8 protein-coding genes are annotated in these 14,816 nt (G+C 70.5%); 3 read left to right on the top strand and 5 right to left on the bottom strand.

Annotation, left to right across the window (positions count from 1 at the left end):
- Positions 1 to 41 precede the first annotated feature (41 nt).
- Both APR04_RS14190 and APR04_RS14195 read left to right on the top strand, forming a co-directional pair.
- Positions 42 to 4,046: a ThuA domain-containing protein gene (locus APR04_RS14190; protein ID WP_253871263.1), complete on the top strand. Its 4,005-nt coding sequence runs from the start codon at positions 42 to 44 to the stop codon at positions 4,044 to 4,046.
- 29 nt (positions 4,047 to 4,075) lie between these two features.
- Positions 4,076 to 5,992 carry an OmpL47-type beta-barrel domain-containing protein gene (locus APR04_RS14195; RefSeq protein WP_253871265.1) on the top strand — a complete coding sequence of 639 codons (1,917 nt, stop codon included), beginning with the start codon at positions 4,076 to 4,078 and terminating at the stop codon, positions 5,990 to 5,992.
- A 166-nt stretch (positions 5,993 to 6,158) separates the two neighbouring features.
- Here the strand turns inward: APR04_RS14195 and acnA are convergent, their stop codons facing one another.
- The 5 genes from acnA to APR04_RS14220 all read right to left on the bottom strand — a co-directional run bounded on the left by acnA (position 6,159) and on the right by APR04_RS14220 (position 12,647).
- Positions 6,159 to 8,921 carry an aconitate hydratase AcnA gene (gene acnA / locus APR04_RS14200; RefSeq protein ID WP_253871267.1) on the bottom strand — a complete coding sequence of 921 codons (2,763 nt, stop codon included), beginning with the start codon at positions 8,919 to 8,921 and terminating at the stop codon, positions 6,159 to 6,161.
- A gap of 142 nt (positions 8,922 to 9,063) precedes the next feature.
- Positions 9,064 to 9,834, bottom strand: a complete 771-nt coding sequence (locus tag APR04_RS14205; protein WP_253871269.1) for an SGNH/GDSL hydrolase family protein — start codon at positions 9,832 to 9,834, stop codon at positions 9,064 to 9,066.
- A gap of 49 nt (positions 9,835 to 9,883) precedes the next feature.
- The gene (locus APR04_RS14210) at positions 9,884 to 11,287 is read right to left on the bottom strand and encodes a class I SAM-dependent RNA methyltransferase (protein WP_253871271.1); all 1,404 of its coding nucleotides are present in this window, start codon (positions 11,285 to 11,287) and stop codon (positions 9,884 to 9,886) included.
- A 41-nt stretch (positions 11,288 to 11,328) separates the two neighbouring features.
- On the bottom strand, positions 11,329 to 11,994 hold the full coding sequence (locus APR04_RS14215; protein WP_253871273.1) for a potassium channel family protein: 666 nt from the start codon (positions 11,992 to 11,994) through the stop codon (positions 11,329 to 11,331).
- On the bottom strand, positions 11,994 to 12,647 hold the full coding sequence (locus tag APR04_RS14220) for a potassium channel family protein (RefSeq protein ID WP_253871342.1): 654 nt from the start codon (positions 12,645 to 12,647) through the stop codon (positions 11,994 to 11,996). Before APR04_RS14220 ends, APR04_RS14215 begins: the two co-directional genes overlap by 1 nt.
- Positions 12,648 to 12,786: 139 nt before the next feature.
- Between APR04_RS14220 and APR04_RS14225 the strand changes: the two genes are divergently transcribed.
- Positions 12,787 to 14,784 carry an APC family permease gene (locus APR04_RS14225; RefSeq protein WP_253871275.1) on the top strand — a complete coding sequence of 666 codons (1,998 nt, stop codon included), beginning with the start codon at positions 12,787 to 12,789 and terminating at the stop codon, positions 14,782 to 14,784.
- The last annotated feature ends 32 nt before the right edge of the window (positions 14,785 to 14,816 follow it).

Genomic DNA, 14,816 nt, shown 5'->3' on the forward strand with positions numbered 1-14,816 from the left:
ACAAAGCCCCGGACGCATTGATCACGCGCAAAGGAGCAGTGATGGAACGGATAGGAAGACGCAGGATCCACGGGGCAGCAGCCCCGCGCAGAACGGTACGCAGCACTCTCGCGGCAGTCGCAGGCGCCACCCTCGTCGTCGGGCTGGCGGCAGTCCCGGCGCAGGCCCAGCGCAGCACCACCGCCGACGCCGCGGCGCTCGCGCCGGCGGCCCTCGACGTGTCCAAGGACGCGACGGACGTCAACGTGCTCGTGTTCCACGGCGCACCGGACGAGCAGAACGACCCGGTGGCCGCTGCCACCAGGACCATCCGCGAGCTGGGCACCGAGCACGGGTTCACCGTGCACACGGCCAGCGACCCGAGGGTCTTCACGGCGAAGAACCTCGCGGACTACCGCGGCGTGGTCTTCCTCTCCGCCGACGGCGTGGAGCTGTCGACCGAGCAGGAGGCCCAGCTCAAGGCGTACATGCAGGGCGGTGGCGGGTTCCTCGGTATCCGCGACGCCGCGCGCGTCCAGGCCCGTTCGCAGTGGTTCACCGGCCTGATCGGCACCCGGCCGGCCGGCAACCTGCCGGACCCGCTGGCCGTCGCGAGCATCACCGCGACCGCGGACAACCCGCCGAACGAGGACGCCGACAACCTGATCGACGGCGACTCGAACACCAAGTGGCTCGCCTTCGAGCCGACGGCGACCATCACCCTCGAGATGGCAGAGCCGGTCGTGGCCTCCCGGTACGCGCTCACCTCGGCGAACGACTTCGCCGGTCGTGACCCGCAGAGCTGGGCGCTGGAGGGCTCGACCGACGGTGAGACGTGGACCGACCTGGACACGCAGACGGACCAGGAGTTCCCCGACCGGTTCACCGCGATGGACTACCGGTTCGAGAACGAGACGGCCTACCAGCACTACCGGCTCGACATCACGGCGAACGCGGGCGACGACCTCAGCCAGCTCGCCGAGATCCAGCTCTTCGACGCTGCGGCCGACGACGTGCCGGAGCCCGAGGTCAAGGTGCAGGAGGCGACCGTCAACGTCGTCGACCGCGAGCACCCGGCCAACGAAGGCCTCCCGCGCAACTGGACCCGTTCGGACCGGTGGCTGAACTGGTCGCCGAACCCGACGGGCGACGTGCACACGGTCGCGCAGGTCCAGGAGTGGGACTACGACGCCGGTGAGAGCGCGAACGGGCCCTTCCACCCGGTCTCCTGGTGCCGCGACTACGACGGCGGCCGGTCGTTCTACACCGGCATGGGCGGCACCTCGGAGAGCTATGCGGAGCCGGAGTTCCGTGACCACCTGCTCGGCGGCCTGCTCTGGTCGACCGGCATGGTCCGTGGCGACTGCCAGGCGACCATCGCCGAGAACTACGACGTCCAGCGCCTGACGACCGAGAACGCCGAGGGCGAGCTCGACCAGATCGGTGAGCCCCACGGGCTGACCGTCGCCCCCGACGGCGGCGTCTTCTACATCGGCAAGGCCGCGTGCCCCTCCGGCCCGGTCGAGTCCTGGGACGACCCGGACGTCGGGCTCGGCTGTGGCACCGTCCACCGCTGGGACCCGGAGTCCGAGGAGACCAAGCTGCTGACCACCCTCGACGTCATGGGCAACCGTGGCAGCGGGAGCGAGCTCGTCAAGAACGAGGAAGGCCTGCTCGGCGTCACCCTCGACCCGAAGTTCGACGAGAACAGCTGGATCTACCTGTACTGGATGCCGCACGAGTCGATCGACACCGAGCGGCGCGTGGGCGAGCGGACGGTGTCGCGCTTCACGTACGACGCCGAGGCCGACACGATCGACCAGTCGACCCGCAAGGACCTCCTGGAGTGGGAGGTCCAGATCCACAGCTGCTGCCACGCGGGCGGTGGCATGGACTTCGACTCCGAGGGCAACCTCTACATCGGCTCCGGCGACAGCAACTCCTCCGGCGGGTCCGGCGGCTACTCCGGCAACAACTGGACCCAGGAGTACGCGGGCATCTCGTTCCAGGACGCGCGCCGCACCGCCGGCAACACGAACGACCTGAACGGCAAGATCCTGCGGATCCACCCCGAGCCGGACGGTACGTTCACGGTCCCGGAGGGGAACCTGTTCCCCGAGGCGGACGACCCGGGCGACAAGACCCGCCCGGAGATCTACGTCATGGGCGTCCGCAACATCTCGCGGCTCGACTACGACACGGAGAACGACTGGCTGACCGCTGCCTGGGTCGGGCCGGACGCGAGCCAGCCGGACCCGGAGCTCGGGCCGGCGAAGTACGAGACCGCCACCATCATCACGTCGGCCGGCAACCAGGGCTGGCCGTACTGCATGGGCAACGGGCAGCCCTACCGTGACCGCAGCAACGACGACGCGTCGGTGCTGACCGGCTGGTACGACTGCGACAACCCGAAGAACACCTCGCCGCGCAACACCGGCCTGGTGGACATCCCGCCGGTGCGCGACAACATGATCTGGTACTCGCCGAGCGGCGGCGGACCGGTCTTCCCGATCGGCGAGGACGGCATCCCGTCCTACGTGGACGACGAGGCCACCTACACCCAGCCGTACCTGCGTGGCGGCGGTCAGGCCATCATGAACGGCCCGACCTACCACCGGTCCGAGGTCGACACCGACAGCGGCGCCGCCTGGCCCGCGCACTGGGACAACAAGTGGTTCATCGGTGACCAGTCGAACTCGAACAACCGGATCGCCGTCACGGTGAACCCGGACACGGTCGACGATGCCGGTGCCCCGGCGTTCGCCGAGGACCTGCGCCAGATCATCCCGGGCGGCAACGGCGACGACCGCGTCGACCAGTGGATGGACGCCAAGTTCGGTCCGGACGGTGCGCTGTACCTGCTCGACTACGGCGGCGGCTTCTTCTCCCTGACCGATCGCCAGAAGCTCACCCGGATCAGCTACACGGGCGGGCCGGCCACGCCGCTCCCTGCCGCTGCAGGGACCAGCGTGCAGAGCGACCCGCTCACCGTCGCCTTCACCGGCGGCGACTCGGGCGGCGTCTCCTACGCCTGGGACTTCGGGGACGGGACCACCTCCGACGAGGCGAACCCGCGGCACACCTACACCAGGGTCGGCAGCTACGACGCGACGGTCACGGTGACCTACGCCGACGGCGAGACGAGCACGGTGGACGTACCGGTGGAGACCACCTGCACAATCCCGGACGACCGGAACACCGTCTGGTTCGGGGACAGCAACAGCCGGGTCCAGAACGACGACCTCGGCGGCTGCACGATCAACGACCTGATCAACGACGAGCGGGAGTGGGACACCAACGGCCGGTTCGTCAACCACGTGACCGACGTGGCCGACCAGCTCCGGGCCGACGAGGTCATCACCAAGAAGGAGCACCGGACGCTGCTCCGCGCCGCAGAGCAGTCCGGCATCGGCGCTGACGGCAGCACCGGGTACCGGTGGCTCTACGACGGTACCGCTGAGTCGCTCGCCGGCTGGCGGCAGGCTCCTGGCGGGAACTTCGACCACCTGCCTGACGGGTCCATCAAGGCCCAGGGCGGCCTGGGCATGCTCTGGTACCCCGGGGAGGAGCTCGAGGACTTCTCGCTGAAGCTCCAGTTCAAGGACGTCGCCCCCGGCGACGGCCACGCCAACAGCGGTGTCTTCACCCGGTTCCCCGACCCGCGGGTGCCGAAGGACGAGCGGCCCGAGTGCGGGCAGCTGACGGACGCCGAGGCCTGGGTAGCCATCTACTGCGGCCACGAGGTCCAGATCTACGACGGGGAGTCCGGGGAGCCCCAGAAGACGGGTTCGATCTACAACTTCGACCCGAACGGTCTGGCTGACGCCGCGGTGACCCCCAAGGGCGAGTGGAACGACTACGAGATCCAGGTGGTCGGCCAGCAGTACACGATCATCCGCAACGGCGTGGTGATCAACGAGTTCGAGAACTCCCCGGGCAAGGAGTCCTCGCGTGCCGGTGACCCGCCGACCGACATGCGGCAGTTCCTCAGTGGCTTCATCGGTCTGCAGAACCACAGCGACGCGGACGCCATGGAGTTCCGCAACATCCGGGTGCGAGACCTGTGACCACGTCCGAGAAGATGAGAGGCACCCCCATGTTCCGACAGAAACTCTCCCGGCTCCTCGCCGGGGCAGCGGTCAGTGCCCTCGTGGCACTGCCGCTGGCCCCGGCGGGTGCCGCCGCGGTGGAGTACCGCGGCGACGCCCCGGCCGGCTCATCCACCACCTCGTCCACGACCCCGTCGTCCCCCACCTCGTCCGCCGACCAGGCGCCCGAGGCGGCGGCTGAGGCGGCGGAACAGGTCCTGACCTGGACCGCGAGCGCCAGCGTCACGGAGTACGCCTCGACACCGACCACGGCGACCGCCGGGGCCACGACGATCGTCTTCGAGAACAGCGCGGCCACCGGCAACAACATCGGTATGTCGCACACGCTGACGTTCGACACCAGCACTCCGGGGTACAACCACGACGTCGACCTGGACATCCTGGCCAACCCGTTCGACGACAACGCCGGCCGCTACGAGGCCGAGGTCGTCCTGACCCCTGGCACGTACCGGTACTTCTGCGCGATCCCCGGGCACCCCGACATGGTGGGCGAGCTCGTGGTCACCGAGGCGCCCGGAGAGGACACCACCGCTCCGGTCGTCACCTCGCAGGTCACCGGCCAGCAGGACGCCGACGGCGCCTACATCGGCTCGGCCACCGTGAACCTCACGGCCGAGGACGACAGCTCGGGCGTCGAGAGCATCGAGTACGCGCTCGACGGCGGCGAGTACGTCCCGTACACCGAGGCCGTCGTCCTCGACGAGCCCGGTACGTACACGCTGGAGCACCGTGCCACCGACGTCGCAGGCAACACCTCGGCACCCGAGACGGTGCAGGTGGTGGTGGTAGCCGCCGACGGAGAGGATACGACGGCACCCACCGTCACCGGTGAGGTGACCGGCGAGCTCGACGACAACGGCGCCTATGTCGGGTCCGCGAACGTGAACCTCGCGGCAGTGGACGCGGGCTCGGGCGTGGCGAGCGTCGAGTACGACCTGGACGGTGCCGGCTACGCGGCCTACACCGACCCCGTGGTCGTCGACGCGCCGGGCGAGCACACGGTGACCTACCGGGCCACCGACGTCGCCGGGAACGTCTCGGAACCCGGTTCGGCGACGTTCACCGTCGTCGAGGCGCCGGTCGAGGACACCGCTCCCCCGACCGTCACCACCGAGGTCACCGGCGAGCAGGACGCCGACGGCGCCTACATCGCCTCGGCCACCGTGCAGATCCTGGCGGAGGACGCCGGCTCGGGCGTGGCGACCGTCGAGTACGACCTGGACGGCGCCGGCTACACGCCCTACACGGACCCCTTGGTCGTCGACATCACGGGTTCGCACACGGTGTCCTACCGGGCCACCGACAACGACGGCAACGTCTCCGAGCCGGGCACCGTGGAGCTGGTCATCGTCGGTGGCGGCGACCCGCCGGACACCACGGCACCGATCGCGTCCGCTCAGGTCGAGGGTGACCAGGACGAGGACGGCGCCTACATCGACTCGGCGACGGTGACCATCAACGCCCGGGACGGCGGGTCGGGGGTGGCGTTCATCGAGTACGCGCTCGACGACTTCATCTTCCGGTCCTACACGGGCTCGTTCGACGTCACCGACCCGGGGGCGCACGCGCTGCAGTACCGGGCCACCGACAACGCCGGGAACGTCACCTGGACGGGGACGCTCAGGTTCTCCGTCTCACGGGCCGCGACGGATGCCTGCCCGGTCTCCGACGAGCGCCCGACGGTGATCATCGGCGGCGTGGACAGCGGGGTGGCGAACGCGGACACCGGTAACGGGTGCACGATCGCCGACCTCGTCGACGCGGACGGCCTGTGGGTCAGCCACAAGGCGTTCGTGAGCCACGTCACCCAGATCGCCGACCGGCTCGAGGCGGAGGGGACGATCGACGCCAAGGAGCGCAGGACGCTGATCAACGCCTCCAGGAAGTCCGACATCGGCAAGTAGTCAGCCGCCGTCAGCACGAAGCGAAGTGGACCGCCTGCCGAGAGGCAGGCGGTCCACTTCGCTATGTCAGGAGTACCTCAGGCTCTACCTATATGGCCTGAGTCTGCGGCTCCGCTCCGGGCGCGTGCCTCGTTCCTCGGCCCGCACCCTGCGCTGCACCTCCGCCTCAGGCCACGAGCGAGCGCAGCACGTACTGCAGGATGCCGCCGTTGCGGTAGTAGTCCGCCTCACCCGGGGTGTCGATACGGACCACGGCGTCGAACTCGACCTGCGAGCCGTCGCCCTTCGTCGCGGTGACCTTGACCGTCTCGGGCGTGGTGCCCTCGTTCAGCGCGGTGACACCCGTGACGTCGAAGGTCTCCGTGCCGTCGAGGCCCAGCGACTCGGTGCTCTGGCCGGCCGGGAACTGCAGCGGTAGCACCCCCATGCCGATGAGGTTCGAGCGGTGGATGCGCTCGAAGCTCTCGGTGATGACGGCCTTGACGCCCAGGAGCGCTGTGCCCTTGGCGGCCCAGTCACGCGACGAGCCGGAACCGTACTCCTTGCCCCCGAGCACCACGAGCGGGGTGCCCGCGGCGGCGTAGTCCTGCGCGGCGTCGTAGATCGTGTCCTGCGCGTCCTTCACGAAGTTGAAGGTGAAGCCACCCTCGACGCCCGCGCCGTTGTTCTCGGAGGCCAGGAGCTGGTTGCGCAGCCGGATGTTCGCGAACGTGCCGCGGATCATGACCTCGTGGTTGCCACGGCGCGAGCCGTAGGAGTTGAAGTCGCGACGCCCCACGCCGTGCTCTGCGAGGTACGTGCCCGCCGGGCTGTCCGCCTTGATGGAGCCGGCGGGGCTGATGTGGTCGGTGGTGACCGAGTCGCCGAGCTTGGCGAGCACGCGGGCACCGCGGAAGTCGGTGACGGGCTCCGGCGTCATGCCCATGCCGTCGAAGTACGGGGGCTTGCGCACGTACGTGGACTCGGCGTCCCAGGAGAACGTGTCGCCCTCGGGGGTCTCCAGGGCGGCCCAGCGCTCGTCGCCCTTGAAGACGTCGGCGTAGTCCGCCTCGAACATCTTGCGGTCGATCGAGGACGCGATCGTCTTCTCGACCTCCTCCGGCGTGGGCCAGAGATCGCGGAGGAACACCGGGTTGCCCGCGTCGTCGCGACCCAGCGGGTCGTGCTCGAAGTCGAACTCCATGGTGCCGGCCAGGGCGTACGCGATGACGAGCGGCGGGGACGCCAGGTAGTTCATCTTGACGTCGGGGTTGATCCGGCCCTCGAAGTTGCGGTTGCCCGACAGCACCGAGACGACCGACAGGTCGTGCTCGTTGACCGCCTCGGAGACCTTCTCGTCGAGCGGGCCGGAGTTACCGATGCAGGTGGCGCAGCCGTAGCCCACCAGGTGGAAGCCCAGCTTCTCGAGGTACGGCCAGAGGCCGGCCTTCTCGTAGTAGTTGGTCACGACCTGCGAGCCGGGCGCCATGGAGGTCTTGACCCACGGCTTGGCCACCAGGCCCTTCTCCACCGCGTTCTTCGCGAGCAGCGCGGCGGCCATCATGACCGACGGGTTCGAGGTGTTCGTGCAGGACGTGATCGAGGCGATCGCGACCGCGCCGTGGAACAGCTCGAACTCCTTGCCCTCGCTGTTCGTGACGTGCACGTGCTTGCGGCCGTTGGTGACCGGCGTCGGGGAGTCCGAGGCCGGGAACGACTCGCGGCCGGACTCGTCCGCGCTGGCCCCGAACTCGGGCGCGTACGTGGGCAGGTCGCGCAGGAACGCGCTCTTCGCGTTCGTCAGCTCGATGCGGTCCTGCGGGCGCTTCGGTCCGGCGATCGAGGGGACGACGGTCGACAGGTCGAGCTCGAGGTACTCGGAGAACACCGGCTCCGGCGTCTCGGCGTCGAGCCAGAGGCCCTGCTCCTTGGCGTACGCCTCGACGAGCGCGATCTGCTCCTCGGCGCGGCCGGTCAGGCGCAGGTAGTCGACCGTGACGGAGTCGATCGGGAAGATCGCGGCGGTGGAGCCGAACTCCGGCGACATGTTGCCGATGGTGGCGCGGTTCGCGAGCGGGACCTGGGCCACGCCGTCGCCGTAGAACTCGACGAACTTGCCGACCACACCGTGCTGGCGCAGCATCTGCGTGATGGTGAGCACGACGTCGGTGGCCGTCACGGCGGCCGGGATGGAGCCGCTCAGCTTGAAGCCGACGACGCGCGGGATGAGCATCGAGACCGGCTGGCCGAGCATCGCGGCCTCTGCCTCGATGCCGCCGACGCCCCAGCCGAGCACGCCAAGGCCGTTGACCATGGTGGTGTGCGAGTCGGTGCCGACGCAGGTGTCGGGGTACGCCCGCAGCGCGCCGTCGACCTCCCGCGTCATGACCGTACGGGCCAGGTACTCGATGTTGACCTGGTGCACGATGCCGGTACCCGGCGGGACGACCTTGAAGTCGTCGAACGCCGTCTGGCCCCAGCGCAGGAACTGGTAGCGCTCGTGGTTGCGCTGGTACTCGAACTCGACGTTGCGCTGGAACGCGTCTGCCCGGCCGGCGACGTCGATCTGCACGGAGTGGTCGATGACCATCTCGGCGGGGGCCAGCGGGTTGACCTTCGTCGCGTCGCCGCCGAGCGCGGCGACCGCCTCACGCATGGTGGCGAGGTCCACGATGCAGGGCACACCGGTGAAGTCCTGCATGATCACGCGGGCAGGCGTGAACTGGATCTCGGTGCTGGGCTGTGCGTCCGGGTCCCAGGACGCGACGGCGCGCACGTGGTCGGCGGTGATGTTGGCGCCGTCCTCCGTGCGCAGGAGGTTCTCGGCGAGGATCTTCAGGGAGTACGGGAGGCGCTCTGCTCCCTCGACCGCGTTGAGCCGGAAGATCTCGTAGGACTTGCCCGAGACCTCCAGCGTTCCCTTCGATCCGAACGTGTCCACGGTGCTCACTGTGGCTCCTTCTGCGGGGCTGACGGTGCGTCGGCTCTCACAGGCGCGGTCATCGCGCGATGGAGCCTTCGCATGGGTTCCAGGGGGCTTCACCCAGCCTAGGCCGGGCTGCTCAGGCCAGCATAACGCATATATCTTGACGTCAAGATATCTGCGCGACCACCCTGCTCGCGATGGCCGCATAACCCTCGTCGTTGACGTGGATCCCGTCGGGGTCGACGTACCCGGGCCGCACCACGTCGGGGTCCAGCAGCGAGACGTAGGTCGCGCCGTGCTCCTGCGCCGCCGCACGCACCGCGCTGTCGAGGGCCCGGGCCTCCAGCCCGATCTCCCACGGTGTGGACGGCCCGACGGCGATGATCTGCGCGTCCGGGAACCGCCCAGCGGCCAGCGCGTACGTGTCCGCGACCGCACGGAAGACCGGCTCAGGGTCCTCGCGCAGCTCGCCGAAGTCGTTCTGGCCGCCGGCGATGACCACGAGGTCGACGCCCTTCGGCCGCACCGACCGGAGCTGCTCCTCGTACGACAGCCGGCTCTCGTCCGGGTACCGGCTCACGAACCCGGTGCCACCCTCAGCGACGTTGCGCTCGGTCCAGCCCATCTCGCGGGCCACGAGGGTGCTCCACCGCTTCGCCGGGGACGACGCGCGCTGGCCCACCGTGTACGAGTCACCGACGAACAGGGCGACGGGCGGCTCCGCCGCCGCCTCGTTCTCCGGGGCCCGCCGCGGCGCCGGGCTGGGTGCGGGCGGCGTCGGGGTGGGCGCGGGCGGCGCCACCGCGGCCGTGCCACCGACGACGGGACCGCCCGTCGCGATGCCACCTGCACCCATGACCATGCCCACGACGACAGCCGTGGCCAGGGCCACCACCACACTTACGGCGATACCGCCGCGCATCAGCCAGCGCTTCACGAGGAGCATCCTAAGCGCCCGGAAGGGTGGCTTTTGTCCATCTTGCCCGTCAGTCCTGCCGATCCAGCACGGCGACCGCCTCGACGTGGTGCGTGTGCGGGAAGAGGTCGAACCCGCGCACGCCCGAGAGCGTGTAGCCGTGCGCGGCGAGGTATCCCACGTCGCGGGCGAGCGCCGCAGGGTCGCAGGCCACGTACACGATCCGGCGCGGGGCACGAGCGGCGATCGCGTCGACGACCGCTCGCCCGGCACCCGAGCGAGGCGGGTCCAGCACCACGACGTCGGCCGCCGGAAGGGCCTCTGCGCCTGCCTGCCCGCCCGCCAGCACCCGGTCCACGGCGCCCACCTCGAGCGTCACCTGCTCGTACGTGTGCGCGTTGCGACGAGCGTCCTTCGCTGCCTGCGCGTCGCCCTCCACCGCCACCACCCGGCCGTCGGGCCCGACGGCGTCCGCGAGCGGCAGCGTGAACAGCCCCGCGCCGGAGTACAGGTCCAGGACGGTGGCCCCGGCCAGCTCGCCCGACGTCGCGCCTGCCGCCTCCAGCACGGCGCCCGTCAGCACGGACGGCGCCTCGCGGTGCACCTGCCAGAACCCGCCGGCGGCCACGCGGTAGCGGTGCGTGCCCCACGGCCCGGCCACGAACTCGCTCACGGAGCGGCGGGCGTTGGGCCGGTTGTCGGGCTTCCCGCGGCGCCACGGCTCGCCGTCGACCAGCAGCACCGGCTCGCCGTCGGACGGCGCCACCAGCGTGAGCTGCGCGCCCGGCGTCCAGCTGCGGGTGAACACGTCCTCGGCCACTGCGAACGCCGCGACCTCCGGCGTGCCGAGCGGCATCTTCTTCAGCGCGACGACGTCGTGCGAGCGGTGCTTGCGCATGCCTGCGTGCCCGTTCGCGTCGGCCACCAGGTCGATCCGGGTGCGGTAGTGCAGGCCGCGGCGCTCGTCGTCGCCCGGTGCGCCCTCGACGGTGACCTCGCGGGCCAGCCACTCTGGGTCGATGCGGGCAAGGCGCTGCAGCTGCTCGACGAGCACGTCGGTCTTCCAGCGGCGCTGCGCAGGCAGCGCGACGTGCGAGAGCTCACCGCCGCCCACCCCGTCGGCCCCCGCGGCGGGCCACGCGGGCTCCACGCGGTCGGGCGAGGCCTGCAGCACCTCGATGGCGTCGGCGCGCCAGAAGCTCGGGCCGCCCTCGCTGACGCGGGCGCGGACCCGTTCGCCCGGCAGGGTGTGCCGCACGAAGACGACACGGCCGTCGAGCCGGGCGACGCAGTGCCCGCCGTGCGCGACGGGACCGACCTCCAGCTCGACCTCGAGGCCCACCTCGGGGGCGGGGACGTCGCTCACGCTGCGACCGCGGTCCGGCCGCGGGGAGCGCTGCGGACGACGGCGCGGGCGTCCGCCCGAGGAGGGGTCGGCGGGCGCGGAGCGGCGGGAGGGGTTGTCGCGGGGCATGTGCCAAGTATCCCCTGCCCCGCCTAATCGCCGCCCGCTGACTAGCCCTTCGGTACCAGGAGCTGCTGCAGGGCGTCGGTGTCGGCGTCCGCTCCTGCGACCAGGAGCAGCTCGTCGCCGGCCTCCAGGGTGTCGTCCGGGCTCGGCACCAGCGGGCGGCCGTCGCGCACGATGGTCGCGAGCGTGACGTCGGCGGGCCACACCACGCGGCCAAGACGCGTCCCTGCGACGCGGGAGTCGCCGGGCAGGGTGAGCTCGAGCAGGTCGGCGCGCGACTGGCGGAAGCTGAAGATGCGCACCAGGTCGCCCACGGCGACGGCCTCCTCGACCATCGCCGTCATGATGCGTGGCGTCGAGACCGCCACGTCCACGCCCCACGACTGGTCGAACATCCACTCGTTCTTCGGGTTGTTCACGCGCGCGACGGTGCGGGGCACCCCGAACTCCGTCTTGCCGAGCAGCGAGAACACGAGGTTCACCTTGTCGTCGCCGGTGGCACCCACCACGACGTCGGCCTGCTCCATCTCGGAGGCCTCCAGCGCGGGCAGCTCGCACGCGTCGGCGAGCACCCACTCCGCCTCGGGGACCTGCGAGACCCGCATGGCCGAGGCGTTCTTGTCGATCAGGGTGACCTCGTGGTCGTGGCTCAGCAGCTCCCGGGCGATCGAGCGGCCAACGGAACCGGCTCCGGCGATGACTACCCGCATCAGTCCTCCTCGGCGTTCGGGGCCGCGGTGAGGATCCGCTCGACCTCTGCGGACGCGTCCGCTGTCATGAGCAGGTGCAGCTCGTCGTTCTCCTGGAGCACGATGTCGGACGTCGGCAGCACCGCCGAGGTGTACCGGGTCAGGAACGCGACGCGCGCGCCGGTGGCGGCCTCGATGTTGAGCACGGGCCGGCCCACCCACCGCCGGTGGTAGTCGATCTGCGCCAGCCGGACGGTGCCCGACGGGTCGCGGTACTCGTCGGTGGAGCCCAGCGGCAGCATGCGGCGCAGCACCTGGTCGGCGGTCCAGCGCACGGTCGCGACCGTCGGGATACCCAGGCGCTGGTAGATCTCCGCGCGGTGCGGGTCGTAGATGCGGGCCACGACGTTGTCCACGCCGTAGGTCTCGCGCACCACACGGGCGGACAGGATGTTCGAGTTGTCACCGTCGGACACCGCCGCGAACGCGTACGCGTCCTCGATCCCCGCCTGGACGAGCGTGTCGCGGTCGAAACCCACGCCGGTCACCTTCTTGCCCGAGAAGTCCGCGGGGAGGCGCCGGAACGCGTCCGGGTTCTGGTCGATGACGGCCACGGAGTGTCCACGACCCTCGATCTCCTGAGCGAGGCTGGAGCCCACGCGGCCGCAGCCCATGATCACGAAGTGCACGAACGGAACGCTACCCCGATGCGGGCGGGCGCGGAGCGCTCCGGTCGTGCGCGGTGCGCGCCGGTCATGCGCGGTGCGCGCGCCGGTGCGCTGCCGACCATCCGCGGGCATAGAGTCTTCCAACGTGTCGGACATCGTCGATGCGGCCAAGCGACTACTCGTCGGCCGTCCCAAACGTAGCGAGAGCCTGGGGAGCACGCTGCTGCCCAAACGGGTCGCCCTGCCCGTGTTCGCCTCGGACGCGCTGTCGTCCGTGGCCTACGCGCCCGACGAGATCCTCCTGACCCTCTCGCTGGCCGGCGTCGCGGCACTTGCCTTCTCGCCCTGGGTCGGCCTGATCGTGGTCGCGGTGCTGCTCATCGTCGTCGCGTCCTACCGGCAGAACGTGCGCGCCTACCCGTCCGGCGGTGGCGACTACGAGGTCGTCACCACCAACCTGGGCCGGACTGCGGGCACCGGTGTGGCGTCCGCGCTGCTCGTCGACTACGTGCTCACGGTGGCGGTGTCGATCTCTGCGGCGGCCCACTACGCGTCGGCGGCCGTCCCCGGGATCCGCGGGCACGAGGTGATCGCGGCGGTCGTGGCGGTCTCGGTGCTGACCCTGATCAACCTGCGCGGCGTGCGGGAGTCGGGCCGGATCTTCGCGATCCCGACGTACTGCTACATGGCGATCATCGGTGCCCTGGTCGTCACCGGCGCGGTCCGCTACTTCGCCGGCAACCTGCCGCAGGCCGACAGCTCGGGGTTCGAGCTCGTGGGCGAGGCGGCGTTCGACCAGGGGCTCGTCGGCATCGGCGGCGCGTTCCTCCTGGCCCGTGCGTTCGCCTCCGGCTGCGCCGCCCTGACCGGTGTCGAGGCGATCAGCAACGGCGTGCCCGCGTTCCGCAAGCCCAAGTCGCGCAACGCGGCGACCACCCTGCTGCTGCTCGGCGTCATCTCGTCGACGATGATCATCTCGATCCTGCTGCTGGCGCAGGCCACCGGCATCCGCTTCGCCGAGGACCCGCACACCCAGCTCGAGGTGAACGGCGAGCCGGTCTCGGACGACTACGTGCAGATCCCCGTGATCGGTCAGCTCGCCGAGTCGGTCTTCTCCGGCTTCCCGCCGGCCTTCTACGCGGTATCGGCCGTCACCGGCCTGATCCTGGTGCTCGCCGCGAACACGGCGTTCAACGGGTTCCCCGTGCTGGGCTCGATCCTCGGCCGCGACGGCTACCTGCCGCGCCAGCTGCACACGCGCGGCGACCGCCTGGCGTTCTCGAACGGCATCGTGACCCTGGCCGTGGCGGCGATCGTCCTGATCGTCGCCTTCGACGCCTCGACGACGCGGCTCATCCAGCTCTACATCGTCGGCGTGTTCGTGTCGTTCACGCTGTCCCAGCTCGGCATGCTGCGGCACTGGACCCGGGAGCTGCGCACGGAGCCCAACCCCGCGGTCCGCAGCCGCATGAAGCGCTCGCGAGTGGTCAACGGCATCGGCTTCGGGCTCACCGGCACCGTCCTGATCATCGTGCTCGTGACCAAGTTCACCCACGGCGCGTGGATCACGCTCCTGGCGATGGGCGTGCTGTTCATCCTCATGCGGGGGATCCGCAAGCACTACGACCGCGTGCGCGACGAGCTCGCGCTCGACGACGTCTCGGCCGCCCGCGCGCTGCCCAGCCGGGTGCACGCCGTCGTGCTGGTCTCCAAGGTGCACAAGCCGACCATGCGGGCGCTGGCCTACGCGCGTGCCGCCCGGCCCAACGTGATCGAGGCCCTCACGGTGGGCGTCGACCGGGAGGACATCGACGGGCTCGTCGCCGAGTGGGAGGCCCTCGACCTGCCCGTTCCCCTGCGCATCCTCGACTCGCCGTACCGCGAGATCACCCGCCCAGTGCTCAAGTACGTGCGGTCCGTGCGCCGTGAGTCGCCGCGCGACCTCGTGATCGTCTACATCCCCGAGTACGTGGTGGGCCACTGGTGGGAGCAGCTGCTGCACAACCAGTCGGCCCTGCGGCTCAAGGGCAGCCTGCTGTTCACGCCCGGGGTGGTCGTGGCGTCGGTGCCGTGGCAGCTCGCCTCGTCGCGCGGCCACACGGGCCTCGAGGACGACACCTTCCTGCACGGCAGGCGGCTCTGACGCGAACGGCCCGGGCACCGCTCGTCGTCACA

Origin of the sequence: Promicromonospora umidemergens (assembly GCF_024171995.1) — a bacterium.
Lineage (GTDB): Bacteria > Actinomycetota > Actinomycetes > Actinomycetales > Cellulomonadaceae > Promicromonospora > Promicromonospora umidemergens.